This window comes from Streptomyces sp. NPDC031554 (assembly GCF_055580685.1).
Genome location: NZ_JBVIKX010000006.1, coordinates 283,937 through 307,263, shown reverse-complemented (window position 1 = coordinate 307,263; position 23,327 = coordinate 283,937). Strand labels below are relative to the sequence as shown.

The following is a 23,327-nucleotide window of genomic DNA, read 5'->3' as shown; positions in this document are numbered from 1 at the left end:
ACCCGTTGCTTGGGGTCGCATTGCCAACAAGGAGGAATAATGCTCAAGAAGGTCGTTGCTGCTGCGGCTGCCACCGGTGGTCTGGTTCTGGCGGGCGCGGGCATGGCCGTCGCCGATTCGGGTGCCCAGGGTGCCGCCGTGCACTCCCCGGGCGTCGCCTCCGGCAACGTGGTCCAGGTGCCCGTCCACGTCCCCGTGAACGTCTGCGGCAACACGATCTCGGTGATCGGGCTGCTGAACCCCGCCTTCGGCAACGTCTGCATCAACAAGTGACGTCGACTCGCTGAGGGGGCGTCCACGCCGTCGGCTCCGGAGCGCACACCGTGTGCTCCGGGGCCGACCGGTCTTTTCTCCTGGCATTTGTGCGAAATCCGAATGACATGAGAAAAGAAAGCCGAAGAAGTCGTAGTGCCCGGAGGGCTCGCGAAGCTGGAAGGATGCGAGCGATTCGGGACGAGATCGAAAGCAGGGATTCAGTAATGCGACAGGCCACCCGTAAAAGCCTCATGACCGTCGCCGCGGCGACAGGAGTGATCGCCGCCGCCGGGGGCTACGCCCACGCCGACTCCGGCGCGAGCGGCTACGCCTCCGACTCGCCCGGCGTCCTGTCCGGCAACAACATCCAGGCGCCGGTGCACGTGCCGGTCAACGTCTGCGGCAACACCGTCGACGTCGTCGGGATCCTCAACCCGGCGGTCGGCAACTCCTGCGCCAACCGGAGCACGGGACACGACGGTGACAAGAGCGGCGGGCACAGGAACGGCGGCGGTAGCCACGCCGGGAACGGCGGCGGCCACGGCGGCTCGGGCTCGCACGCCGGCTCCGGCCGCCACGGCGGCTCCGGCTCGTACGGCGACCCGGGCTCGCACGCCGGCCGGGGCGGCGCGCAGGCGGACGGCCACACGTCCGGTTCGCCCGGCGTCGGCTCCGGCAACAACGTCCAGGTGCCGATCGACCTGCCGGTCAACGTGTGCGGCAACAGCGTCGACGTCGTCGGAATCCTCAACCCGTCCCTGGACAACGAGTGTGTCAACGACAGCGGCCCCGGCCGCGACTACGGCACGCCTCCCGGCGAGGAGGAGACGCCCGACACACCGGACAAGGGCAAGCCCGGCCACCCCCAGGACGAGGTCACCCCCGCCAAGCCGGGTCACGTGACCCCGGTGGGACACTCCTCCGTCCACTCCCCGCAGCTCGCGGAGACCGGCAGCGGACTGCCGCTGGGCCTCGCGCTCCCGGCCGGCGCCGGCGCGCTGCTCGCGGGCGCGGTCCTCTACCGCAAGGCGCGCGCCTCGGCCTGACGGCCTCCGGCACCGCACAACGGAGCGGGCCCCGCCTCGGCGGGGCCCGCTCCGTTTCCGTCGTCACCGGTTCACCACGTGGCGCGTACCTGGCGGATGATGCGCCGGCGCAGCCGCACGCGGCGGCTGCCGTCCCGCAGCAGGCTCAGACGGTCCAACTCCCAGTGTCCGTACTCCGCATGGTCGGTCAGCAGACGTGTCGTGTCCTTGCGGGAAACCCCGCGCGGTACGTAGACGTCGACAAATTCGTATTCCGGCATCGCATCTATTGTGCGGGCTGGGGCCCGGTACGGATAGCGTCTGCACTATGTCTGATGCTGCGCAGCCCACCGCTGCCGAGGTACGCGCCGCCGCCGAGGCGGTCAAGACCGCGCTCGACCGCCACCTTGCGGCGGTCGAACGCCGGACGGGTGAGGACGACCCGGCCGTCTACGAGGCGTTCAACGAGCTGGCCGCTGCCGCGGAGGCGTACGACGAACTGCTCTACGACCGTTACGACGAGGTCACCCCCTTCGAGATCCCCGGCGCCGACGACTCGCTGCCGCCCTACGCGGGACCCGAGGAGCCCAACGCCCTGAGCGTCCTGATCCGCCGCGACTACGCGGTGGCCGAACCGCAGCGGCTGCTGGCGCAGGCCCGGCGGGTCGAGGCGGCCGAGTTCGAGGACGGCGCGGACACGGAGGCCTCCGGGACCGTCCACGGCGCGCTGGGACTGCTCTTCGGCGAGTTCGAACCCGACGAGATCGCCTCCCGGCACAAGGAGTTCGGCCTGGAGGAGGGCGACTCCACGCTGTGGGTGCTGGCGGCCGACGAACCCGCCGAGCCGGGCGAATGGCTGGAGACGCCCTTCGAGCAGCCGGATCCGCAGCAGGTGGTGTGCCGCTTCGACGTCAGCTCCGTCTTCGACGACGACATCGACGACGACATCGAGGACGAACTGACGGACGACGAGGAAGAGGAAGCGGAGGACGAGGACGACGAGGCGGCGGAGGAAGGCGATCTGGAGCCCTTCGACGCCGAGCGGGCCGACCGCTAGCGGAACGGCCGCGTCGGCCCCCGCGGGGACGGCGGCGGTCACGGCGGGGAGTCGCTCCCCGGCCGTGACCGCCGCCGTCCCACGTCTTCGCGACGTCAGCGCTTCGCGACGTCAGCGCTTCGCGACGTCAGCCCGCCGCCGGGACCTGCGCGCGCAGCAGGGCCGGCAACCGGGTCGTGCGGGGCTTCGCCGTGACCTCGGCGACCGCTCGGGGCAGCGCCTGCTCGACCCCGTGGACCACGGACAGGTGGCGCTCCGCCCGGCCGAAGGCCGTGCAGACCCAGGGGCGGGACAGGACCTGCGCGGCGTCACCGGGCAGCACCACGACCGCCGCCGGCCACCGGCTGCCCACCGCCTGGTGCGCCGTGAGCGCCCATCCGTGCCGGACGCAGTGCTCCACCCGCTCCTTCGGCACGACCACGGTCGCACCGGCCAAGGACAGGTGCAGCCCCTCCGCGTCGGCCGTCACCACCTGGCCCGTCACCGTACGGCCCGGAACGGGGGAGTAGGCGATCCGGTCACCGGGGTCGAAGCCGCCGAACCGGCCGGGGCCGGGGTTGAGACGCTCCTTCAGCGCCGCGTTCAGCGCGCGGGTGCCGGCCGCGCCGCCATGACCCGGGGTGACGACCACCGTCTCCCTGGCGGTGACGCCGAAGGCCCGCGGCACGGAGTCCGAGACGAGCTGCACCGTGCGGTGCACGGCCTCGCCGGCGTCCCGAACCGGCACGATCACGATCTCCTTGCCGGGCGCCTCGACCTGGTTCAGCTCACCGACGCCCACCCCGGAGACCAGCTCGCCGAGCGGCCCCGGGTCCGGGACGCGGGAGGCGACCTGCGGGCACACCCGGGCGGCGAGGAGATCGGCGAAGACCCGGCCCGGCCCGGCCGACCACAGCAGCGCGGGGTCGCCGCTGAGCACCAGCCGGGCGCCGTCCGGGAGCGATTCCACCACCATCGCGGCGGTCTCCACATCCAGCTGCGGCGCGTCCAGCAGGATCAGCAGGTCGAGGGCGAAGGCGCCCTCGGCGTCCCGGCCGGGACCCTCGGCGCCGGACAGCAGTCCGGCGAGGGTGACGACGGAGCCGTCCCCCTCCTTCGCCGTGTCCCTCTCGTCCGCCGTGTCCGCCGTGTGCACCGCGTTCAGGTGCGCCGCCAGCCGACGCCGTCCGTCCGGTGTGTGGCAGGCGGCGAACGCACGCACCCCCAGGGACCGGGCGGCGGCGAGCAGGGCGGCCGGTTCGGCGCGCGCCGCCTCGCCGCCGGTGTGCACGACGAGGCCGTGCCCGGCGACCGCGCGGATCAGCTCGGCCGTACTGCCGGACGCCCGGGCGGCGGCGGACTCCCACCGCGTCGGGGTCTCCTCGGCCGGGGCGTTGGCCACGCGGGCCAGACCGTCGGCGAGGCTCTCCTCCGCGAGCGCGTACCGCTCGAGACCGACGAGGACCCGGACCGGGCCGGTCTCCTCCCCGCCGTCCTCGCCGTCCTCCTCGTGCTTCTCGTCCGCGGCCACCGGGGCCGCGGTGGCGCCGGGCTCCTCCAGGGCGTCGTGGAAGGCGAGGGCCTCGCCCTCGGCCAGGGTGCTCTGCACGGCCGCGTCCGCGTCCGGGACCCCCTGCCGGGCCAGCACCGCCGTCAGCGTCGGCAGTTCCAGCGCGGTGTGCCCGGCCAGGGCCGCCTGCTCCAGCAGCCAGACGGTCACCGCCTGGCCCCGCCGCTCGTCGTCCGGGGCGCACTCCGCGCCGAGCAGCGCCCGCGCGAAGCCGTCCGCCTGCTCGGGCCGCACGCCGGGGACGCGCAGCAGCTGCCAGGGGTCCTCCTCCAGGGCCTGCGCGGCCCCCTCGCCGAGAGCCTCGCAGGCCCGCGCCGCCAGCGCCTCGGGAGCACCGCCACCGGCCAGCACCCGCCGTACGGCCTCGACGGCGTCCGGTGCCGGCGCGGTGGCGACGGGCGCCGCGGCCACCGGCTGCGGGCGTCGCACGGGCTCCGGCGCGGTGGGACGCGGGGCGGGTTCCGGATCGGCGAACACGGTGGCCGCGGGCTTCTCCCCACCCTCCACCGCCCGTACGGCCGCGAGGAGGTCGGCCGCCCTGCCGCTCAGCTTGGCCCCGGCGGGGACGGGACCCTGCTTCTCCGCCTTGCGCCGCTCGATCCGCTCACGCTCCAGCTTCTGGGCGGCGAGTTCGGCCTCGGCCTCGGACAGCTTCCGGGCGGACTCCTCGGTCGCGGACTCCTCGGTCGCGGACTCCGGCACGGTGACGCCGTCGGACCCCGGCACGGTGGCGTCGGCCGCCGCGGAGCCGGCCTGCGGTGAGCCCTCGGCGGGCGGGGCGTCGTCCGGGGTGCCCGGCCCGGTGTTCTCCGTGGTGCTGGGGGGCTCCGGCTCCGTGCTCACAGCGTGCTCCAGTCGTGATCGGGATAGCGGTGCACGGGCGCCGACACGTCGTCGAGCGCCCGGCAGATCTCGTCAGGAAGACTAAGGGCCTCCACTGACAATGCCGCCGTGAGCTGCCGCGCGTTGCGCGCGCCGACGATCGGGGCGGTCACTCCGGGCCGGTCGCGGACCCAGGCGAGGGCGACCTGGAGCGGGCTCACCGCGAGCCCGTCCGCCGCGGTCGCCACGGCGTCCACGATGCGACTCGCGGTGTCGTCGAGGTAGGGCTCGACGAACGGCGCGAAGTGGCCGGAGGCGGCGCGGGAGTCCGGCGGCAGGGCGTCGCCGCGGTACTTGCCGGTGAGGACGCCCCGGCCGAGCGGGGAGGAGGGCAGCAGACCGATGCCCAGGTCCAGCGCGGCCGGCAGCACCTCGCGCTCCACACCACGCTGGAGCAGGGAGTACTCCATCTGCGTGCCGGCCAGCCGGGTGCGCGCGCCCGGTGCCGCCAGCTGCCAGGTGGCGGCCTTGGCGAGCTGCCAGCCGCAGAAGTTGGAGACGCCGGCATAGCGGGCGCGACCGCTGGAGACCGCGATGTCGAGGGCCTGGAGGGTCTCCTCCAGCGGGGTGCCGGGGTCGAAGGCGTGCACGTGCCACACGTCGACGTGGTCCGTGCCGAGCCGGGCGAGCGAGGCGTCCAGGGCCGCGAGGAGGTGACCGCGGGAGCCGTCGAAGTGCCGGTCCGGGCCGGGCACGCTGCCGGCCTTCGTGGAGACGATCAGGTCCCGGCGCGGCACCAGGCCCTCCATGAGCCGCCCCAGCAGGTATTCGGCCTCCCCGTCGCCGTACACGTCCGCCGTGTCGACGAGGGTGCCGCCCGCCTCCCAGAACGTCTTCAAGAGGTCCGCCGCGTCGTGCTCGTCGGTGTCACGGCCCCAGGTCAGGGTGCCGAGCCCGATGCGGGACACACGCAGTCCGGTGCGACCGAGATGCCTCTGCTCCATGGACGCCGAGATTACTGGCCGGAACTGGGCCGTGGGTCGCCTGTGGACAACGGAGTCCCGGGCGGGCCGGGACCGGTTCGGGCAGGCCGGGGGCCCCGCGGGCCGCCGCGACCCTCGCCACACCGGCCTCCCCCGGGGCCGCCCCCGCGCTACTGTCTCCGCAACAGCGTCGTTACCGATCAGTAAGGGGAATCGGCCATGCAGCTCGGGATCAACCTCGGCTACTGGGGTGCCGGAATGGACGGGGACAACCTGGCCGTGGCACAGGAGGCCGACCGGCTGGGATACGTGGTCTGCTGGGCCGCGGAGGCCTACGGCTCGGACGCCGCCACCGTGCTCAGCTGGGTCGCCGCCCAGACCGAGCGCATCGACGTCGGCTCCGCCATCTTCCAGATCCCGGCCCGCCAGCCGGCGATGACCGCCATGACCGCCGCCACCCTCGACTCGTTGTCCGGCGGCCGCTTCCGCCTCGGCCTCGGCGTCTCGGGCCCGCAGGTCTCCGAGGGCTGGTACGGCGTCAAGTTCGACAAGCCGCTGTCCCGCACGCGCGAGTACGTCGAGATCGTCCGCAAGGCGATGACGCGCGAGCGGCTGTCGTACGAGGGCGAGCACTGGACGCTGCCGCTGCCGGGCGGGCCCGGCAAGCCGATCAAGCTGACCGTGCACCCGGAGCGCGAGCACATCCCGCTCTACATCGCCGCGATCGGCCCGAAGAACCTGGAGCAGACCGGTGAGATCGCCGACGGCGCCCTGCTGATCTTCCCGTCCGCCGACCACATCGAGGACACCGCGATCAAGCACCTGCGCGCGGGGCGCGAGAAGGCCGGCAAGACGCTGGACGGCTTCGACGTCTGCCCGACGCTGCCGCTGGCCGTCGGCGCCGACGACGACGTCGAGCGGCTCGCCGACACCTTCCGGCCCTACACGGCGCTCTACGTCGGCGGGATGGGCAGCCGCAAGCAGAACTTCTACAACCAGCTCGCCCGGCGCATGGGCTACGAGCAGGCCGCGGACGAGATCCAGGACAAGTACCTCTCCGGGGACAAGCAGGGCGCCGCGGCGGCCGTTCCGCACGAGCTGATCGACCGGACCACGCTGCTGGGCTCCACGGAGCGCATCGCCGACCGGATGAAGGCCTATGCGGCGGCCGGCGTCACCACCCTCACCCTCGCCCCCGCCGGCTTCACGCTCGACGAGCGGCTCGCCTCGCTGCGGGCGGGCGCCGAGGCGCTGGAGCTGGCCGGACTGGCGTAGCACGGGCCGGTCCCCGCCCCGCCGGCACGGCGAGGACGAGCGGGAAAGAAGTCAGCGGCCGTGGTGGGGGCTCGGGGGTCTTCCCCGCCACGGCCGTCACGGGGAACAACGCCCCGCGGCGCGCGCGGTTACGCCTCCCGCGCGAGCTTCTCGGCTCATCCGTTCGGCGCAGTCGTTCCGGCACAGCTGTTGCAGCGCTTTCCCCTCCGCACTTGACTCGTTCTGCGCGGAGCCTGCGGAATCCCCCGGGACGCAGAGAGGTGTCTCACGATGCTTTCGGCCAAGAGCCTGTTCCAGGAGATCCTGGACGACGACGAGTCCTTCCGGCTGTTCTGTTCCATCGCCGCGAGCGGGGAGTCGCAGGGCGGCTGGGAGAACGCGCGGATCGCCGCGCTCGTCCCGCCGGACCAGCGCGACCTCGCTCCCAAGATCGCCCGGCACGGCGCCGACGAGGACAAACACGGGCGGATCTTCAACGCCCTGCTGGGCAAGCGCGGTCTCGAGGCCGTCCCGGTCCCGCCCGACACCGACTACACGATGCTCCTGGAGCGCGGCGGCATCGGCCTCGCCCACGACCGGCTCGAGGCCGACCTGCCGCTCACCGTGCGGGACGTCGTCGCCTACCTCGCCCACAGCCGGGTCACCGAACAGCGCGCCTCGGAGCAGATGGAGCTGCTGCGCAAGCACTTCGCCGACCACCCCGACATCGGCCGCGCGGTGCGGATGATCTCCCACGACGAGGACAACCACCTCGCCTACTGCCACGAGGAGCTGCTGCGTCTCGCGCGCGCGGGGCACGGCCGCGTGATCCAGCGCACGCTGCGCGAGTCCGCGCTCGCGGAGATCCGCGTCTACCGCGACGTCAGCCTGGCCGTGATGTCCCACATGGGCCGCATCCTCGGCTGGTCCCGGCCCAAGGCGGCCCTCCTCGCCGCCGGCATCCACGCCGTGTACGCGTGGGAGCGGCTGGCGGGCTGGCACCGCATGGTCACCCTGAGCATGCCCGAACGCCGCGACGCCCTGGGCGGCCCGGCCACCCCGGCCGCCGAGTTCGCCTGAGCGACGGGCCCCGCGCGTGCGGCGCCCGCACCGCGCGGCACGGCACCCGCGCGCGGCGCGCCCCCGCCCCGCCGCGGCCACTCCCGCCCCCTACAGCCACCCCCGTCGCTTGAACGTCCGGTACAGGACCACCTCCAGGACGGCCATGACCGCGATCACCGCCGGATACGACCAGGTCCAGTGCAGCTCCGGCATGTGCTCGAAGTTCATGCCGTAGATCCCCGCGATCATGGTGGGGATCGCGGCCATGGCCGCCCACGCGGAGATCTTCCGCATGTCGTCGTTCTGCCGGACGCTCATCTGCGCCAGGTGCGCCGAGAGGATGTCCGACACCAGCCGGTCCAGGCCCTCCACGGACTCGTTCACGCGTGAGAGGTGGTCCCCGACGTCCCGGAAGAAGGGCCGAGCCTTGTCGTTCACGAACGGCAGTCCCGCCGCGGACGGTCCCGCCCCGGACCCTCCGGCGCCGGCCAGCCGGGACACCGGGGGCGCCAGCGGCACCGTGGCCCGGCGGAACTCCAGCACCTGCCGCTTGAAGGTGTAGATCCGGGAGGCCGTGTTGCGCGACCCGCCGCCGTCCGGCGAGAACACCTCCGTCTCCAGCTCCTCCAGGTCGGTCTGCAGCTCCGTCGCCACCTCCAGGTAGTGGTCGACGGTGGCGTCGGCTATCGCGTAGACCACGGCCGTCGGCCCCTTCGCCAGCATCTCCGGCTCGTGCTCCAGCCGCCGCCGCACCGCCGCGAGGGGCGCGCCCTCGCCGTGCCGGACGGTCAGCACGAAGGAGTCGCCGAGGAAGACCATGACCTCCCCGGAGGACACGGCGTCGCTCTCCGGCTCGTACACCACCGGTTTCAGCACCAGGAACAGCGAATCGTCGTACACCTCCAGCTTGGGCCGCTGGTGGGCCTTCAGGGCGTCCTCCACCGCCAGCGGGTGCAGCGCGAACTCCTGCGTGACGTGGGCGAACTCCTTCTCGGTGGGCTCGTGCAGCCCGATCCAGACGAAGCCGCCCGCCGCCCGCGCCTCGTCCAGCGCGTCGGAGAAGTCCTGCGGGCCCTCCGCCCGGTGCCCGTCCCGATAGATGGCGCAGTCGACGATCACGAACTACTTTCTCCCTTCCGCGGTTCCCCGTGCCCCCAGGAGTACCCCTACCCTGGGCGGCATGCCCACGCTGATCCTGGTCCGGCACGGTCGGTCCACCGCCAACACCTCCGGAGTGCTCGCCGGCTGGACGCCCGGCGTCGCCCTCGACGAGCGCGGCGCCGCACAGGCCGCCGCGCTGCCGGCCAGGCTCGAGGGCCTGCCGATCGCCGAGGTCGTCGCCAGCCCGCTGCAGCGCTGCCAGGAGACGGTCCGGCCCCTGCTCGACGCCCGCCCCGGCCTGCCCGTCCACTCCGACGAGCGGATCGGGGAGGCCCACTACGGCGACTGGTCCGGACGCAAGCTCGCGGAGCTGAAGGACGACCCGCTGATGGAGGTCGTCCAGGCGCACCCCTCGGCGGCCGCCTTCCCCGGCGGCGAGTCCATGCGGGCCATGCAGACCCGCGCCGCCGAGGCGGTGCGCGAGTGGAACGCGCGCGTGGAGCGCGACCACGGCCCCGACGCCGTCTACCTCATGTGCTCGCACGGCGACATCATCAAGTCGCTCGTCGCGGACGCGCTGGGACTGCATCTCGACCTCTTCCAGCGGATCTCCGTCGAACCCTGTTCCGTCACGGTGATCCGCCACACCCGGCTGCGCCCCTTCCTCGTACGCCTCGGCGACACCGGTGACTTCGCCTCCCTCGTGCCGCGCGAGGAGCCCCCGCCGCAGGACGCCACGGTCGGGGGCGATGCGGGCGCACCGTGATCGTCGGCCGCAGTAGGGTGAAGCGGTCCACATGCGCGCGCGTTCACGCGTGGACGTTCCGTACCCACGATCCCCATGGAGACAGGACGTGTCCCGTCAGGTGTTCCTCTACGACCCCCCGGACCGCTTCGTGGCCGGTACGGTCGGACTGCCCGGGCGCCGTACCTTCTTCCTCCAGGCCACGGCCGGCTCCCGGGTGACCAGCGTGGCCCTGGAGAAGACCCAGGTCGCCGCGCTCGCCGAGCGCATGGACGAGCTGCTGGACGAGGTCGTACGCCGTAGCGGCGGAAGTGCCGCGGTGCCCGCCGTCGCACCCACCGAAGCAGCCGACTCCGCTCCCCTCGACACCCCCGTCGAGGAGGAGTTCCGGGTCGGCACGATGGCCCTCGCCTGGGACGGCGAGGAACAGCTCATGATCGTCGAGGCGCAGGCCCTCGTGGAACTCGACGCCGAGACCGACGAGGATCTCGCCGAGGCCGAGGAGCGGTTGCTCCAGGACGAGGAGAACGGGCCCCCGATGCTGCGGGTCCGCCTCACCGGCGCGCAGGCCAGAGCCTTCGCCAAGCGTGCCCTCGACGTCGTCAACGCCGGCCGGCCCCCGTGCCCGCTGTGCAGTCTGCCGCTCGACCCGGAGGGACACGTATGTCCGCGCCAGAACGGATACCGCCGCGGGGCGTGACGACCACCGGCCGGGCCGACGCCGACCTGCTCGCGCGAGGCGAGCTGACCGTGCGCGGCCGCATCCGGGAGGCGTCCAACGCGGCCCTGTACTGCACCGTCGCGCACGAGGGCCGCGAGGCGGCCTGCGTCTACAAACCGGTCGCCGGCGAGAGGCCCCTGTGGGACTTCCCCGACGGCACCCTCGCCCAGCGGGAGGTCGCCGCGTACGCGGTCTCCGAGGCGACCGGCTGGGGGCTCGTCCCGCCGACCGTGCTGCGCGACGGGCCGTACGGCGAGGGCATGTGCCAGCTGTGGATCGAGGTGTTCCCGCAGGCCGAACTCCTCGCCCTGGTCGACGCCGAGGAGCCCGGGCCGGGCTGGAGGGCGATCGGCCTCGCCGAGGCCGGCGAGGGGCGGACCGCGCTGCTGGTGCACGCCGACGACGAGCGGCTGCGCCGGCTCGCCGTCCTCGACGCGGTCATCAACAACGCCGACCGCAAGGGCGGCCACCTGCTGCCCACCGCCGACGGGCGGCTCTACGGCATCGACCACGGCGTCACCTTCAACGCCGAGGACAAGCTGCGCACCCTCCTGTGGGGCTGGGCGGGGGAGCCCCTGACCGGGGAGGCCGTCGAGGTGCTCAAGGGTCTCCAGGGCGCCTTGGAGGCGGGCGGGGCGCTGACGGCCACCCTGGCCGAGCTCGTCACCCCGGCCGAGGTCGACGCCACGCGCGCGCGTGTCGGAGCGCTGCTGGAGTCCGGCAGGCACCCCGAGCCCGGCGGCGACTGGCCCGCCATCCCCTGGCCACCGGTATAGCCCGGTGCCGCCCGGTGCCGCCCGGTGCCGGCACCGCCGGGCCGGTCCCGTCCCGCCGCGGCCGCCCCGGCACGCGGGACGGAGCGGCGCAAGAGCGCCTTCCCGGTCATCCGGCCCGCTCCGGTTCGTACCCGGCGGATCCCTCCGGTTAGGCTCGTGACATGCATGCCTGGCCCGCTTCCGAGGTCCCCGCCCTGCCTGGTCAGGGCCGCGACCTGAGGATTCACGACACCGCGACCGGCGGCCTCGTCAGCCTCGACCCCGGTCCCGTCGCCCGTATCTACGTCTGCGGCATCACGCCGTACGACGCGACCCACATGGGTCACGCGGCGACCTACAACGCGTTCGACCTGGTTCAGCGCGTGTGGCTCGACACCAAGCGGCAGGTTCACTACGTCCAGAACGTCACCGACGTCGACGATCCGCTCCTGGAGCGCGCGCAGCGGGACGGCCTCGACTGGGTCGCCCTCGCCGAGAAGGAGACGGCCCTCTTCCGCGAGGACATGACGGCCCTGCGGATGCTGCCGCCGCGGCACTACATAGGCGCCGTCGAGGCCATACCCGGCATCGTCCCGCTCGTCGAGCGGCTGCGGGAACTCGGCGCCGCCTACGAACTCGAGGGGGACGTCTACTTCTCCGTCGGGTCCGACCCGAACTTCGGCAAGGTCTCCGGCCTGGACGCCGCCGCCATGCGGCTGCTGTCCGCCGAGCGCGGCGGGGACCCGGACCGTCCCGGCAAGAAGAACCCGCTCGACCCGATGCTGTGGATGGCGGCCCGCGAGGGCGAGCCCAGCTGGGACGGCGGCTCGCTGGGCCGCGGACGGCCCGGCTGGCACATCGAGTGCGTGGCCATCGCCCTGGACCACCTCGGCATGGGCTTCGACGTGCAGGGCGGCGGCTCCGACCTCGCCTTCCCGCACCACGAGATGGGCGCCTCGCACGCCCAGGTGCTCACCGGCGAGTTCCCCATGGCCAAGGCCTACGTCCACGCCGGCATGGTCGCGCTGGACGGCGAGAAGATGTCCAAGTCCAAGGGCAACCTCGTCTTCGTCTCGAAGCTGCGCCAGGACGGCGTCGACCCGGCCGCGATCCGGCTCACCCTGCTCGCCCACCACTACCGGGCCGACTGGGAATGGACCGACCAGGTCCTCCAGGACGCCGTGGACCGGCTCGGACGCTGGCGCGCGGCCGTCTCCCGGCCCGACGGCCCGCCCGCCGAGGCCCTGGTGGACGAGGTCCGCGCGGCCCTGGCGAACGACCTGGACGCCCCCGCCGCGCTGGCCGCCGTCGACCGCTGGGCCGCGCTCCAGCAGGAGCGGGGCGGTACGGACGCCGGCGCGCCCGGCGTGGTGTCGCGGGCGGTGGACGCGCTGCTGGGCGTGGCGCTGTAGCCCACCGGAACGGAACGACCGGGGTGCCCCCTCCCGTGGAGGGGGCACCCCGGTCGTGTGTCGGGATCCGGACGGCCCGTCGTGCGAAGGGGAGTGAGCGTCCGTCACCGCTCCGCCGGCCGTGGGCCGACGATCCGCTCAGTCCTCCGGCGGGTCGTCCCCGTCGGCGCCGTCCCCGCCCGGCCTCGGAGGCCTCGGCGGCCGCGTCCGCTCGCCGGGGCCGGGCGGCCCGCCGCCGTCCCGGCGCCGCAGATACCGTTCGAACTCCCGGGCGATCGCCTCACCCGAGGCCTCCGGCAGCTCCGCGGTGTCACGGGCCTCCTCCAGCGTCTGGACGTACTCCGCGACCTCGCTGTCCTCCGCGGCCAGTTGGTCGACCCCCACCTGCCAGGCGCGCGCGTCCTCGGGCAGCTCGCCCAGCGGGATGCGCACGTCGATCAGGTCCTCCAGCCGGTTCAGGAGAGCCAGCGTGGCCTTCGGGTTCGGCGGCTGCGACACGTAGTGCGGTACGGCGGCCCAGAGGCTGACCGCCGGCACACCCGCGTGCGTGCACGCCTCCTGGAGGACCCCGACGATGCCCGTGGGGCCCTCGTACTTCGTCTCCTCCAGGTCCATGCGCCGGGCCAGGTCCGCGTCGGACGTGGTCCCGCTGATCGGCACCGGACGGGTGTGCGGGGTGTCGCCCAGCAGGGCGCCCAGGACGACGACCAGTTCCACGCCCAGCTCGTGCGCGAAGCCGAGCAGCTCGTTGCAGAACGAGCGCCAGCGCATGGACGGTTCGATGCCGCGCACGAGCACCAGGTCGCGCGGCTTGTCGCCGCCGACGCGCACCACCGACAACCTCGTCGTCGGCCACGTGATCTTGCGCACCCCGTCGTCCATCCACACCGTGGGCCGGTTCACCTGGAAGTCGTAGTAGTCCTCGGCGTCCAGCGCCGCGAACACCTCGCCCTTCCATTCCCGCTCCAGGTGCGCGACCGCGGTGGAAGCGGCGTCGCCGGCATCGTTCCAGCCCTCGAACGCGGCCACCATGACCGGGTCGATCAGCTCGGGAACCCCCTCGAGCTCGATCACCCAGCGCCTCCTTCCGACGTGCCCTCGCCTGACCACACAACCTTACGGCGTCCGGCGGGGGCGCCCGCAGCCCCCTCGCGCGGGCCGGTGAACGGATCACTGCCCCGTTCACCACCCCCGGACACCCCGCGCGGGACGCCGAGCGAAGGCCCGCCCCCGGCCACCGTCCGACGCTCGCGATGCGCACCGCCGCCCGCGATCCGGGCCCGCGCGCTGGGCCCGGACAGGCCCTCGAGGAGGGAGCACGACACCGAGTCGCCGGCACCGCGCACGACGCCCCGGCGGAACTCCACGTCGCGGGCGACGAGTTCCGCCACCGAGGGCGTGGCGCCCGGCGCGGACGACCGGTCTCCTCCCGCCACGGCGAAGGGACGGCCCCTCACCGAGGAACCGTCCCTTCGCCGTCGTGGCGGCTACTTCCCGTCGAGCAGGTCCTGCACCTTCGCGCGGACCTCGTCCGTGGCCAGACCGCGGATCGTCAGGGTCGTGCGGCGGCGCAGCACGTCGTCCTGCGTCTCGGCCCACTCGTGGTCCCGGGCGTACACGACCTGCGCCCAGATCTCCGGGGCGTCGGGGTGCACGCGCTCGCCCAGCTCCGGGTTCTCGTTCGCCAGCCGGGCGATGTCGAAGGCCAGCGAACCGTAGTGCGTGGCCAGGTGCCTGGCGGTGTCGGCCGCCATGCGCGGCCCCGGCGCCGGGTGGTCGACGAGCAGCCGGTGGGCGACCGCGCGCGGGTTGGCGACCCCCGGCAGCGGCAGCTTCTTGGGCAGTGCGGAGACCGGCTCGAAGTCGTCGCCGAGCGGGTGGCCCGGCAGCACCTGCAGCTTCTGCATGACCGTCCGCCCGATGTGCCGGAAGGTCGTCCACTTGCCGCCCGCCACCGACAGCATCCCGCCCCTGCCCTCGGTCACCACCGTCTCCCGCTTGGCCTTCGCGGTGTCGCCGGGACCACCCGGCAGCACCCGCAGACCGGCGAACGCGTACGTGATCAGATCACGGTCGAGCTGCTGGTCGCGGATGGAGAACGCGGCCTCGTCGAGTATCTGCGCGGTGTCCTTCTCGGTGACCGCGACGTCGGCCGGGTCGCCCTCGTACACCTCGTCGGTCGTGCCGAGCAGCAGCATGTCCTCCCAGGGGAGGGCGAAGGTGATCCGGTACTTGTCGATGGGGGTCGCCAGCGCGGCCTTCCACGGGGACGTCCGCTTCAGGACCAGGTGCGCGCCCTTGGACAGCCGGATCGACGGCGCGGCGTCCGGGTCCTCCATCCGCCGCAGGTGGTCCACCCACGGCCCCGTGGCGTTGAGCACGAGCCGGGCGTTGACGCCGAACTCGTCGCCGGAGAGACGGTCGCGCAGCTCGGCGCCCGTCACCCGGCCCTTGGTGAAGCGCAGCCCGGTCACCTCGGCGTGGTTGAGCACCACCGCGCCCGCCTCGACGGCCGCGCGCACCGTCATCAGCGCCATCCGGGCGTCGTTCATCTGGTCGTCGCCGTACACGGCCACGGCCTTGAGGTTGTCGGTGCGCAGCTCGGGCACGTCCTGCCGGGCCTTGGCCGGCGACAGCAGGTGACCCACGCCGTCGCCGAAGGCCGACAGGGCGGAGTAGGCGAAGACGCCCGCCCCGAGCTTCGCCGCGCCGTGCGGCCCGCCCTTGTACACGGGGAGGTAGAAGGTGAGCGGGTTCGCCAGGTGGGGGGCCACCTGGCGGGACACCGCACGGCGCTCGAAGTGGTTCTCCGCCACCAGCTTCACCGCGCCGGTCTGCAGGTAGCGCAGACCGCCGTGGAGCAGCTTGGAGGAGGCGGAGGACGTGGCGCCGGCGAAGTCGCCGGCATCGACCACTGCCACCCTGAGGCCGGACTGCGCGGCGTGCCAGGCGGTGGAGATGCCCAGGATGCCGCCGCCGATCACGAGGAGGTCGTACGACGCCTTGGCGAGCTGCTCCCGGGTCTCGGCGCGGCTCGGGTTCGAGCCGGAGGCCGGGCGCGTACCCAGGGCAGGCACGGACTTCAGGGTGGACTCGGTGGTCATTGCGGTTCTTACTCCTCGTCAGTCTTCGTCGGCGATCCAGCCCATGGTCCGCTCGACGGCCTTGAGCCAGCTCTTGTACTCACGGTCGCGGGTCTCCGCGTCCATGCGGGGGGTCCACTCGGCGGCCCGTCGCCAGTTGGCGCGCAGATCGTCGGTGCTGGTCCAGAAACCGACGGCGAGGCCGGCGGCGTAGGCGGCGCCGAGGCAGGTCGTCTCGGCGACCATCGGACGCACGACGGGCGCGTCCAGGAAGTCCGAGAGGGTCTGCATCAGCAGGTTGTTGGAGGTCATGCCGCCGTCGACCTTGAGGGCCGCCAGCTCGACGCCGGAGTCCTTGGTCATGGCGTCGCTGATCTCACGGGTCTGCCAGGCGGTCGCCTCCAGGACGGCGCGCGCCAGGTGCGCCTTGGTGACGTACCGGGTGAGGCCGGCGATCACCCCGCGGGCGTCGGGACGCCAGTAGGGGGCGAACAGGCCGGAGAAGGCCGGCACGAAGTAGGCGCCGCCGTTGTCCTCGACCGACAGCGCGAGGGTCTCGATCTCGGCGGCGGTGGAGATCAGGCCCATCTGGTCGCGCATCCACTGCACCAGCGAACCGGTGACGGCGATGGAGCCTTCCAGGGCGTAGACCGGCTTGTCGTCGCCGATGCGGTAGCCGACGGTCGTCAGCAGGCCGGAGTACGAGTTGATGATCTTGTCACCGGTGTTCATCAGCATGAACGTGCCGGTGCCGTACGTCGACTTGGCCTCGCCCTCGGCGAAACAGGTCTGGCCGAACAGGGCCGCCTGCTGGTCGCCGAGCGCGGAGGCGACCGGGATGCCGCCGAGCAGATCGCCCAGCTTGCCACCGGTGATCTCGCCGTAGACCTCGGCGGAGGAGCGGATCTCCGGGAGCATCGCCAGCGGGACGCCGATGGACTCGGCGATCTTCGGGTCCCACTCCAGGGTGTGCAGGTTCATCAGCATGGTGCGCGAGGCGTTGGTGACGTCGGTGACGTGCCGGCCGCCGTTGACGCCGCCGGTCAGGTTCCAGATGACCCAGCTGTCCATGGTGCCGAACAGGATGTCCCCGGCCTCGGCGCGCTCGCGCAGGCCCTCGACGTTGTCGAGCAGCCAGCGGGCCTTCGGGCCGGCGAAGTAGGAGGCCAGCGGCAGGCCGGTCTCGCGGCGGAAGCGGTCCTGGCCGACGTTGCGGCCGAGTTCGCGGCACAGGGCGTCGGTGCGGGTGTCCTGCCAGACGATGGCGTTGTGGACGGGCTCACCGGTGTTCTTGTCCCACAGCAGCGTGGTTTCGCGCTGGTTGGTGATGCCGATGGCCTTGATGTCGTCGCGGGTGATGCCGGCCTTCGCGATGGCGGAGGCGACGACCTCCTCGACGTTGGTCCAGATCTCGGTGGCGTCGTGCTCGACCCAGCCCGGCTTCGGGAAGATCTGCTCGTGCTCCTTCTGGTCGACGGAGACGATCCGGCCGTCGCGGTCGAAGACGATGCAGCGCGAGGAGGTGGTGCCCTGGTCGATCGCGGCGATGAACGGGCCGGCGGTGTGGGCGTCGGTCACAGTGTGCTCCTGGAGGTTCCGTGGTTGAGGGGCTGTACGTACGGCGCGCGCTCGGGGTGCGGCGTGAAGCTCATGTTCCTAAGCGAATGCGACGTTGTAGAGACCTGCGGCGATCGCTCCGCCGATCAGCGGACCGACCACCGGGATCCAGGCGTAGCCCCAGTCGGAACCGCCCTTGTTGGGCAGGGGCAGGAGGGCGTGCACGATGCGCGGGCCGAGGTCGCGGGCCGGGTTGATCGCGTAACCGGTCGGACCGCCGAGGGACAGGCCGATCGAGACGACCACGAGCGCGGTGATCAGCGCGCCCAGGGTGCCGAGGCCGTTGCCCTTGTCGTTCAGGCCCTGCGTGAGGATGGCGAGCACCAGCACGACGGTGCCGATGATCTCCGTGGCGAGGTTCTGCACCACGTTGCGGATCTCCGGGCCCGTGGAGAAGACGCCGAGCACCGGGCCGGCCCCCTTCTCCTGGGCCTCGACGGCCTTGGTCGTCGTGGCCTGCGCACCCGGGCCGCCGACGATCTCCCGGTCGGTGAGGTGCGCCTGGAACTGGCCGTAGTAGGCGACCCACACCAGGGCCGCGCCGATGGCGGCGCCGAGCAGCTGACCTGCCCAGTAGACCGGCACGTCGCCCCAGCCGCCGTCCTTGATCGCGAGCGCCAGGGTCACGGCCGGGTTCAGGTGGGCACCCGACAGCGGTGCCGAGGTGTAGACCGCCGTCAGAACGGCGAAGCCCCACCCGAAGGCGATGGCGAGCCAGCCGGCGTTGCGGGCCTTGGAGGCCTTCAGCGTGACGGCGGCGCAGACTCCGCCGCCCAGCAGGATGAGTATGGCGGTACCGATGGTCTCGCCGATGAAGATGTCGGAGCTGGACACCCGCGACTCCTTTGTCCTTCGTCCAGGGGACCGAACCCCGGGTCCCTCCGGGAGTTCGAGCTTGCCCTCGGGGATGAGAGCGGTGTCGGCCCTTGGCGTCGTCACACTCTAACGCGTATTGCCGGTAGGTGTTCGACAATGCCGACCGATGGACGGGAGTCTTGCCCGGTGTCGCGAGTGCGTCAAGAGTCCTGTTATCGAAAGTGCGATCGTTATTGATCGCGGGCGTCCGCCGGTCCGGACGGCGCGGCCCCGCCCGCCGCGGCGGCGCGCCCCGCACGGCCCCACCGGCCGCGGCGCGGCACGGGCGGCCCGTCCCGCCGGGCACGGCCCGGCGCCCTTCGCCCGTCCCGGTCGCGTCCCGTACGGCCCGCTCCGCCCCGCACGGGCACGACGACGACCGGAACGCCGTGCGGCGTCCCGGTGCGCTCCCGTCCGGCTCTCAGAACCGTGCGGCGCCCAGGTCACGCGACACGGCGCGGGCGCAGTCCCGTACGGCCGCGATCAGCTCGGTCCGCACCTCGCCGTCCCGGCACACGCGCTCCACGGCGCCGGTGATGCCGACCGCCCCCACCGGCATGCGCCGCCGGTCGTGGATGGGCGCGGCGATGGAGGCGACACCCTCCCAGGTCTCCTCGACGTCCGCCGCGTACCCCCGCGCGCGCGTGAGGTCGAGGAGCTGCTCGAAGTCCTCCGGCTCGCACACCGTGCGTTCGGTGAACGGCTTGCGGTCGGCCTCCAGGGCCTCGCTGTGCGCCACCGGGTCGTACGCCGACAGCACCTTGCCCAGGGCCGTCGAGTGCAGCGGCTGCATGGCCCCGATCTCCAGGACCTGCCGGCTGTCGTCGGGCCGGAAGACGTGGTGCACGATCAGCACGCCCTGCTGGTGCAGCACCCCCAGGTGGACGCTCTCGCCGCTGGAGCGGGCCAGGTCGTCCGTCCACACCAGGGCACGCGCGCGCAGCTCGTGGACGTCCAGGTAGGTGGTGCCCAGGCGCAGCAGTTCCGCGCCCAGCTGGTAACGGCCGGAGGCGTCGTCCTGTTCCACGAAACCCTCCTGCTGGAGGGTGCGCAGGATGCCGTGGGCGGTGCCCTTGGCCAGGCCCAGGGCCGAGGCGATGTCCGACAGGCCCAGCCGCCGCTCACCGCCCGCGAGCAGTCGCAGCATCGCGGCCGCCCTTTCGAGCGACTGGATGTTCCGTGCCATCGCCGTTCCGCCTCCGTCCCCTTCAACCGTTCACGCGCAGCCAGTGCTGCCGTCGTTCGGCATTGTCGAACACTACCGGTCGATGTCGACCTCCCGCCAACAGTCGGTCGATTCCCGTCGCCCCACACGCCCCCGGCCGGCCACGGAGCGGATACCGGTCCGTCTCGTGGACGCCCTGACCATAAGCCCCCCGTCCCGGCTACGCTGGCCGCGAGCGCCCGCCACGGGAGGCTCCCCGACCGATCCCGCGGGACGGTCCGGGAGCGGCCACCGGGCGCCGTGAAGCCGACAGCCGTCGCACCCGAGGGAGCCCTTACATGGCCTCTGTGCCGCCGACCCCTTCCGCCGACAGCCGGACCCGTGTGTCCGAGCTCCGCGAGGCCCTCACCACCCGAGTGGTGGTGGCCGACGGAGCGATGGGCACGATGCTCCAGGCCCAGGACCCCACCCTGGAGGACTTCCAGAATCTCGAGGGCTGCAACGAGATCCTGAACGTCACCCGGCCCGACATCGTGCGCTCGGTGCACGAGGAGTACTTCGCCGCCGGCGTGGACTGCGTGGAGACGAACACCTTCGGCGCGAACTTCGCCGCCATGGCCGAGTACGACATCCCCGAGCGGGTCCACGAACTGTCCGAGGCGGGCGCCCGCATCGCCCGCGAGACGGCGGACTCCTTCGCCGCGCGCGACGGCCGCACCCGCTGGGTCCTCGGCTCGATCGGCCCCGGCACCAAGCTGCCCACGCTCGGGCACGTCGCCTACACCACCCTGCGCGACGCCTACCAGCAGAACGCCGAAGGACTCCTCGCCGGCGGCGCGGACGCCCTGATCGTCGAGACCACCCAGGACCTGCTCCAGACCAAGGCCGCCGTGCTCGGCGCCCAGCGCGCCCGCCGCAACGCCGGACTCGACGTGCCGCTCGTCGTCTCCGTCACCGTGGAGACCACCGGCACCATGCTGCTCGGATCCGAGATCGGCGCCGCCCTGACGGCCCTGGAACCGCTCGGCATCGACATGATCGGCATGAACTGCGCCACCGGCCCCGCCGAGATGAGCGAGCACCTGCGCTACCTGGCCCGCAACGCCCGCGTCCCGCTGGCCTGCATGCCGAACGCGGGCCTGCCGGTGCTCGGCAAGGACGGCGCCAGCTACCCGCTCACGGCCCCCGAGCTGGCGGACGCCCAGGAGAACTTCGTCCGCGACTACGGCCTCTCCCTGATCGGCGGCTGCTGCGGCACCACCCCCGAGCACCTTCGCCAGGTCGTCGAGCGCGTGCGCGGTCTCGCCCCCGCGGCCCGCGACCCCCGCCCCGAACCCGGCGCCGCCTCGCTCTACCAGAACGTCCCCTTCCGCCAGGACACCGCCTACCTGGCCATCGGCGAGCGCACCAACGCCAACGGCTCCAAGAAGTTCCGCGAGGCCATGCTGGAGAGCCGCTGGGACGACTGCGTGGAGATCGCCCGCGAACAGATCCGCGAAGGCGCCCACATGCTCGACCTGTGCGTGGACTACGTCGGCCGCGACGGCGTCGCCGACATGGAGGAACTCGCCGGCCGCTTCGCCACCGCCTCCACCCTGCCGATCGTCCTGGACTCCACCGAGGTCGAGGTCGTCAGGGCCGGCCTGGAGAAGCTCGGCGGCCGGGCGGTCATCAACTCCGTCAACTACGAGGACGGCGACGGCCCCGAGTCCCGCTTCGCCCAGGTCACCCGGCTGGCCCAGGAGCACGGCGCCGCGCTGATCGCCCTCACCATCGACGAGGAGGGCCAGGCCCGCACCCCCGAGAAGAAGGTCGAGATCGCCGAACGGCTCATCGACGACCTCACCGGGAACTGGGGCATCCGCGAGGAGGACATCCTCATCGACACCCTGACCTTCACCATCTGCACCGGTCAGGAGGAGTCCCGCAAGGACGGCGTCGCCACGATCGAGGCGATCCGCGAGCTCAAGCGCCGCCACCCCGACGTCCAGACCACGCTGGGCCTGTCGAACATCTCCTTCGGCCTCAACCCGGCCGCCCGCGTCCTGCTCAACTCGGTCTTCCTCGACGAGTGCGTCAAGGCCGGCCTGGACTCGGCGATCGTGCACGCGTCCAAGATCCTCCCGATCGCCCGCTTCACCGAGGAGGAGGTCACCACCGCCCTCGACCTCATCCACGACCGCCGCAGCGAGGGCTACGACCCCCTCCAGAAGCTCATGGCCCTGTTCGAGGGCGCCACCACCAAGTCCCTCAAGGCGGGCCGCGCCGAGGAACTGGCCGCCCTGCCGCTGGACGAGCGCCTCAAGCGCCGCATCATCGACGGCGAGCGCAACGGACTGGAGGCCGACCTCGACGAGGCCCTCACGACCCGCCCCGCCCTGGAGATCGTCAACGAGACCCTCCTGGACGGCATGAAGGTCGTCGGCGAGCTGTTCGGCTCCGGCCAGATGCAGCTGCCGTTCGTCCTGCAGTCGGCCGAGGTCATGAAGACCGCGGTCGCCCACCTCGAACCCCACATGGAGAAGGTCGAGGGCGAGGAGGGCAAGGGCACCATCGTGCTGGCCACCGTCCGCGGCGACGTCCACGACATCGGCAAGAACCTCGTCGACATCATCCTGTCCAACAACGGCTACACCGTCGTCAACCTCGGCATCAAGCAGCCGGTCTCCGCGATCCTCGAAGCCGCCGAGGAGCACCGCGCCGACGTCATCGGCATGTCCGGACTCCTGGTCAAGTCCACGGTGATCATGAAGGAGAACCTGCAGGAGCTCAACCAGCGCGGCCTGGCGGCGAACTACCCCGTCATCCTCGGCGGCGCCGCCCTGACCCGCTCCTACGTCGAACAGGACCTGCACGAGGTCTACGAGGGCGAGGTCCGCTACGCCCGCGACGCCTTCGAGGGCCTGCGCCTGATGGACGCCCTCATCGGCGTCAAGCGGGGCGTCCCCGGCGCCGCGCTGCCCGAGCTCAGACAGCGCCGGGTCCGCGCGAGCGCCACCGCCGTCGAGGTCGACGAGCACCCGCAGGAGGGGCACGTCCGCTCCGACGTCGCCACCGACAACCCCGTCCCCACCCCGCCGTTCTGGGGCACCCGCGTCATCAAGGGCATCCAGCTGAAGGAGTACGCCTCCTGGCTCGACGAGGGCGCCCTCTTCAAGGGCCAGTGGGGCCTCAAGCAGGCCCGCACCGGCGACGGCCCCACGTACGAGGAACTCGTCGAGACCGAGGGCCGGCCGCGGCTGCGCGGACTGCTGGACCGGCTCCAGACCGAGAACCTGCTCGAGGCCGCCGTCGTCCACGGCTACTTCCCCTGCGTCTCCAAGGACGACGACCTGATCGTCCTGGACGAGCAGGGCAACGAGCGCACCCGCTTCACCTTCCCCCGCCAGCGCCGCGGCCGCCGCCTCTGCCTGGCCGACTTCTTCCGCCCGGAGGAGTCGGGGGAGACCGACGTGGTCGGCTTCCAGGTCGTCACCGTCGGTTCCCGCATCGGCGAGGAGACCGCCAAGCTCTTCGAGTCGAACTCCTACCGCGACTACCTCGAACTGCACGGCCTGTCCGTCCAGCTCGCGGAGGCCCTCGCCGAGTACTGGCACGCGCGCGTGCGGTCGGAACTCGGATTCGCCGGCGAGGACCCGGCCCACGTCGAGGAGATGTTCGCCCTCAAGTACCGCGGCGCCCGCTTCTCCCTCGGCTACGGCGCCTGCCCCGACCTGGAGGACCGCGCCAAGATCGCCGAGCTGCTGCGGCCCGAGCGGATCGGCGTCCACCTCTCCGAGGAGTTCCAGCTGCACCCCGAGCAGTCCACGGACGCCATCGTGATCCACCACCCGGAGGCGAAGTACTTCAACGCACGGTGAGGCTCC

General features: G+C 72.6%; 19 protein-coding genes. 10 read left to right on the top strand and 9 right to left on the bottom strand.

Features of this window, described 5'->3' with window-relative positions; translation table 11 throughout:
* The first annotated feature begins 39 nt into the window (after positions 1 to 39).
* Positions 40 to 273, top strand: a complete 234-nt coding sequence (gene chpH, locus ACZ5FU_RS18705) for a chaplin ChpH (protein ID WP_451527876.1) — start codon at positions 40 to 42, stop codon at positions 271 to 273.
* A gap of 206 nt (positions 274 to 479) precedes the next feature.
* Complete coding sequence (locus tag ACZ5FU_RS18700) at positions 480 to 1,301, top strand: chaplin (RefSeq protein WP_451527877.1); 822 nt, start codon at positions 480 to 482, stop codon at positions 1,299 to 1,301.
* 71 nt (positions 1,302 to 1,372) lie between these two features.
* On the opposite strand, the gene ACZ5FU_RS18695 is transcribed toward ACZ5FU_RS18700, so the two are convergent.
* Positions 1,373 to 1,561 carry a DUF5703 family protein gene (locus ACZ5FU_RS18695; RefSeq protein WP_326788735.1) on the bottom strand — a complete coding sequence of 63 codons (189 nt, stop codon included), beginning with the start codon at positions 1,559 to 1,561 and terminating at the stop codon, positions 1,373 to 1,375.
* Between the two features lie 47 nt (positions 1,562 to 1,608).
* Here ACZ5FU_RS18695 and ACZ5FU_RS18690 point away from each other — a divergent pair, with 47 nt between their 5' ends.
* Entirely contained in the window at positions 1,609 to 2,337 is a 729-nt protein-coding gene (locus ACZ5FU_RS18690; RefSeq protein ID WP_451527878.1) for a hypothetical protein, read from the top strand.
* A gap of 127 nt (positions 2,338 to 2,464) precedes the next feature.
* Here the strand turns inward: ACZ5FU_RS18690 and ACZ5FU_RS18685 are convergent, their stop codons facing one another.
* Positions 2,465 to 4,729, bottom strand: a complete 2,265-nt coding sequence (locus ACZ5FU_RS18685) for a helix-hairpin-helix domain-containing protein (protein WP_468646645.1) — start codon at positions 4,727 to 4,729, stop codon at positions 2,465 to 2,467.
* The gene (locus tag ACZ5FU_RS18680) at positions 4,726 to 5,712 is read right to left on the bottom strand and encodes an aldo/keto reductase (protein ID WP_468646644.1); all 987 of its coding nucleotides are present in this window, start codon (positions 5,710 to 5,712) and stop codon (positions 4,726 to 4,728) included. Before ACZ5FU_RS18680 ends, ACZ5FU_RS18685 begins: the two co-directional genes overlap by 4 nt.
* 198 nt (positions 5,713 to 5,910) lie before the next feature.
* On the opposite strand from ACZ5FU_RS18680, the gene ACZ5FU_RS18675 reads away from it, so the two are divergent.
* On the top strand, positions 5,911 to 6,966 hold the full coding sequence (locus ACZ5FU_RS18675; protein WP_469045552.1) for an LLM class F420-dependent oxidoreductase: 1,056 nt from the start codon (positions 5,911 to 5,913) through the stop codon (positions 6,964 to 6,966).
* Between the two features lie 270 nt (positions 6,967 to 7,236).
* A complete protein-coding gene (locus ACZ5FU_RS18670) occupies positions 7,237 to 8,025 on the top strand; it encodes a ferritin-like domain-containing protein (protein WP_469045551.1) in 789 nt (262 codons plus the stop codon).
* A gap of 90 nt (positions 8,026 to 8,115) precedes the next feature.
* On the opposite strand, the gene corA is transcribed toward ACZ5FU_RS18670, so the two are convergent.
* Positions 8,116 to 9,126: a magnesium/cobalt transporter CorA gene (corA, locus tag ACZ5FU_RS18665; RefSeq protein WP_451527883.1), complete on the bottom strand. Its 1,011-nt coding sequence runs from the start codon at positions 9,124 to 9,126 to the stop codon at positions 8,116 to 8,118.
* 61 nt (positions 9,127 to 9,187) lie between these two features.
* On the opposite strand from corA, the gene ACZ5FU_RS18660 reads away from it, so the two are divergent.
* The 4 genes from ACZ5FU_RS18660 (at position 9,188) to mshC (ending at position 12,741) form a co-directional block, all read left to right on the top strand.
* Entirely contained in the window at positions 9,188 to 9,874 is a 687-nt protein-coding gene (locus ACZ5FU_RS18660) for a histidine phosphatase family protein (RefSeq protein WP_451527884.1), read from the top strand.
* Between the two features lie 88 nt (positions 9,875 to 9,962).
* Positions 9,963 to 10,553, top strand: a complete 591-nt coding sequence (locus ACZ5FU_RS18655; RefSeq protein WP_451527885.1) for a DUF3090 domain-containing protein — start codon at positions 9,963 to 9,965, stop codon at positions 10,551 to 10,553.
* Positions 10,517 to 11,350 carry an SCO1664 family protein gene (locus ACZ5FU_RS18650; protein ID WP_451527886.1) on the top strand — a complete coding sequence of 278 codons (834 nt, stop codon included), beginning with the start codon at positions 10,517 to 10,519 and terminating at the stop codon, positions 11,348 to 11,350. Before ACZ5FU_RS18655 ends, ACZ5FU_RS18650 begins: the two co-directional genes overlap by 37 nt.
* 161 nt (positions 11,351 to 11,511) lie before the next feature.
* Complete coding sequence (mshC, locus tag ACZ5FU_RS18645) at positions 11,512 to 12,741, top strand: cysteine--1-D-myo-inosityl 2-amino-2-deoxy-alpha-D-glucopyranoside ligase (RefSeq protein WP_451779694.1); 1,230 nt, start codon at positions 11,512 to 11,514, stop codon at positions 12,739 to 12,741.
* A 138-nt stretch (positions 12,742 to 12,879) separates the two neighbouring features.
* On the opposite strand, the gene ACZ5FU_RS18640 is transcribed toward mshC, so the two are convergent.
* The 5 genes from ACZ5FU_RS18640 to ACZ5FU_RS18620 all read right to left on the bottom strand — a co-directional run bounded on the left by ACZ5FU_RS18640 (position 12,880) and on the right by ACZ5FU_RS18620 (position 19,482).
* Complete coding sequence (locus ACZ5FU_RS18640) at positions 12,880 to 13,815, bottom strand: PAC2 family protein (protein WP_451527888.1); 936 nt, start codon at positions 13,813 to 13,815, stop codon at positions 12,880 to 12,882.
* A 413-nt stretch (positions 13,816 to 14,228) separates the two neighbouring features.
* On the bottom strand, positions 14,229 to 15,845 hold the full coding sequence (locus tag ACZ5FU_RS18635) for a glycerol-3-phosphate dehydrogenase/oxidase (RefSeq protein WP_468840248.1): 1,617 nt from the start codon (positions 15,843 to 15,845) through the stop codon (positions 14,229 to 14,231).
* 18 nt (positions 15,846 to 15,863) lie between these two features.
* Positions 15,864 to 17,402: a glycerol kinase GlpK gene (glpK, locus tag ACZ5FU_RS18630; RefSeq protein ID WP_451527890.1), complete on the bottom strand. Its 1,539-nt coding sequence runs from the start codon at positions 17,400 to 17,402 to the stop codon at positions 15,864 to 15,866.
* A 78-nt stretch (positions 17,403 to 17,480) separates the two neighbouring features.
* Positions 17,481 to 18,275, bottom strand: a complete 795-nt coding sequence (locus ACZ5FU_RS18625) for an MIP/aquaporin family protein (RefSeq protein ID WP_451527891.1) — start codon at positions 18,273 to 18,275, stop codon at positions 17,481 to 17,483.
* Positions 18,276 to 18,717: 442 nt separating this feature from the next.
* Complete coding sequence (locus ACZ5FU_RS18620) at positions 18,718 to 19,482, bottom strand: IclR family transcriptional regulator (RefSeq protein ID WP_451527892.1); 765 nt, start codon at positions 19,480 to 19,482, stop codon at positions 18,718 to 18,720.
* Between the two features lie 317 nt (positions 19,483 to 19,799).
* Between ACZ5FU_RS18620 and metH the strand changes: the two genes are divergently transcribed.
* The gene (gene metH, locus ACZ5FU_RS18615) at positions 19,800 to 23,321 is read left to right on the top strand and encodes a methionine synthase (protein WP_451527893.1); all 3,522 of its coding nucleotides are present in this window, start codon (positions 19,800 to 19,802) and stop codon (positions 23,319 to 23,321) included.
* Positions 23,322 to 23,327 lie beyond the last annotated feature (6 nt).

Coding starts and splice junctions, on each gene's coding strand:
- chpH (WP_451527876.1), top strand. CDS start 40: ATGCTCAAGAAGGTCGTTGCTGCTGCGGCTGCCACCGGTGGTCTGGTT.
- ACZ5FU_RS18700 (WP_451527877.1), top strand. CDS start 480: ATGCGACAGGCCACCCGTAAAAGCCTCATGACCGTCGCCGCGGCGACA.
- ACZ5FU_RS18695 (WP_326788735.1), bottom strand. CDS start 1,561: ATGCCGGAATACGAATTTGTCGACGTCTACGTACCGCGCGGGGTTTCC.
- ACZ5FU_RS18690 (WP_451527878.1), top strand. CDS start 1,609: ATGTCTGATGCTGCGCAGCCCACCGCTGCCGAGGTACGCGCCGCCGCC.
- ACZ5FU_RS18680 (WP_468646644.1), bottom strand. CDS start 5,712: ATGGAGCAGAGGCATCTCGGTCGCACCGGACTGCGTGTGTCCCGCATC.
- ACZ5FU_RS18675 (WP_469045552.1), top strand. CDS start 5,911: ATGCAGCTCGGGATCAACCTCGGCTACTGGGGTGCCGGAATGGACGGG.
- ACZ5FU_RS18670 (WP_469045551.1), top strand. CDS start 7,237: ATGCTTTCGGCCAAGAGCCTGTTCCAGGAGATCCTGGACGACGACGAG.
- ACZ5FU_RS18660 (WP_451527884.1), top strand. CDS start 9,188: ATGCCCACGCTGATCCTGGTCCGGCACGGTCGGTCCACCGCCAACACC.
- ACZ5FU_RS18650 (WP_451527886.1), top strand. CDS start 10,517: ATGTCCGCGCCAGAACGGATACCGCCGCGGGGCGTGACGACCACCGGC.
- mshC (WP_451779694.1), top strand. CDS start 11,512: ATGCATGCCTGGCCCGCTTCCGAGGTCCCCGCCCTGCCTGGTCAGGGC.
- ACZ5FU_RS18635 (WP_468840248.1), bottom strand. CDS start 15,845: ATGACCACCGAGTCCACCCTGAAGTCCGTGCCTGCCCTGGGTACGCGC.
- ACZ5FU_RS18620 (WP_451527892.1), bottom strand. CDS start 19,482: ATGGCACGGAACATCCAGTCGCTCGAAAGGGCGGCCGCGATGCTGCGA.
- metH (WP_451527893.1), top strand. CDS start 19,800: ATGGCCTCTGTGCCGCCGACCCCTTCCGCCGACAGCCGGACCCGTGTG.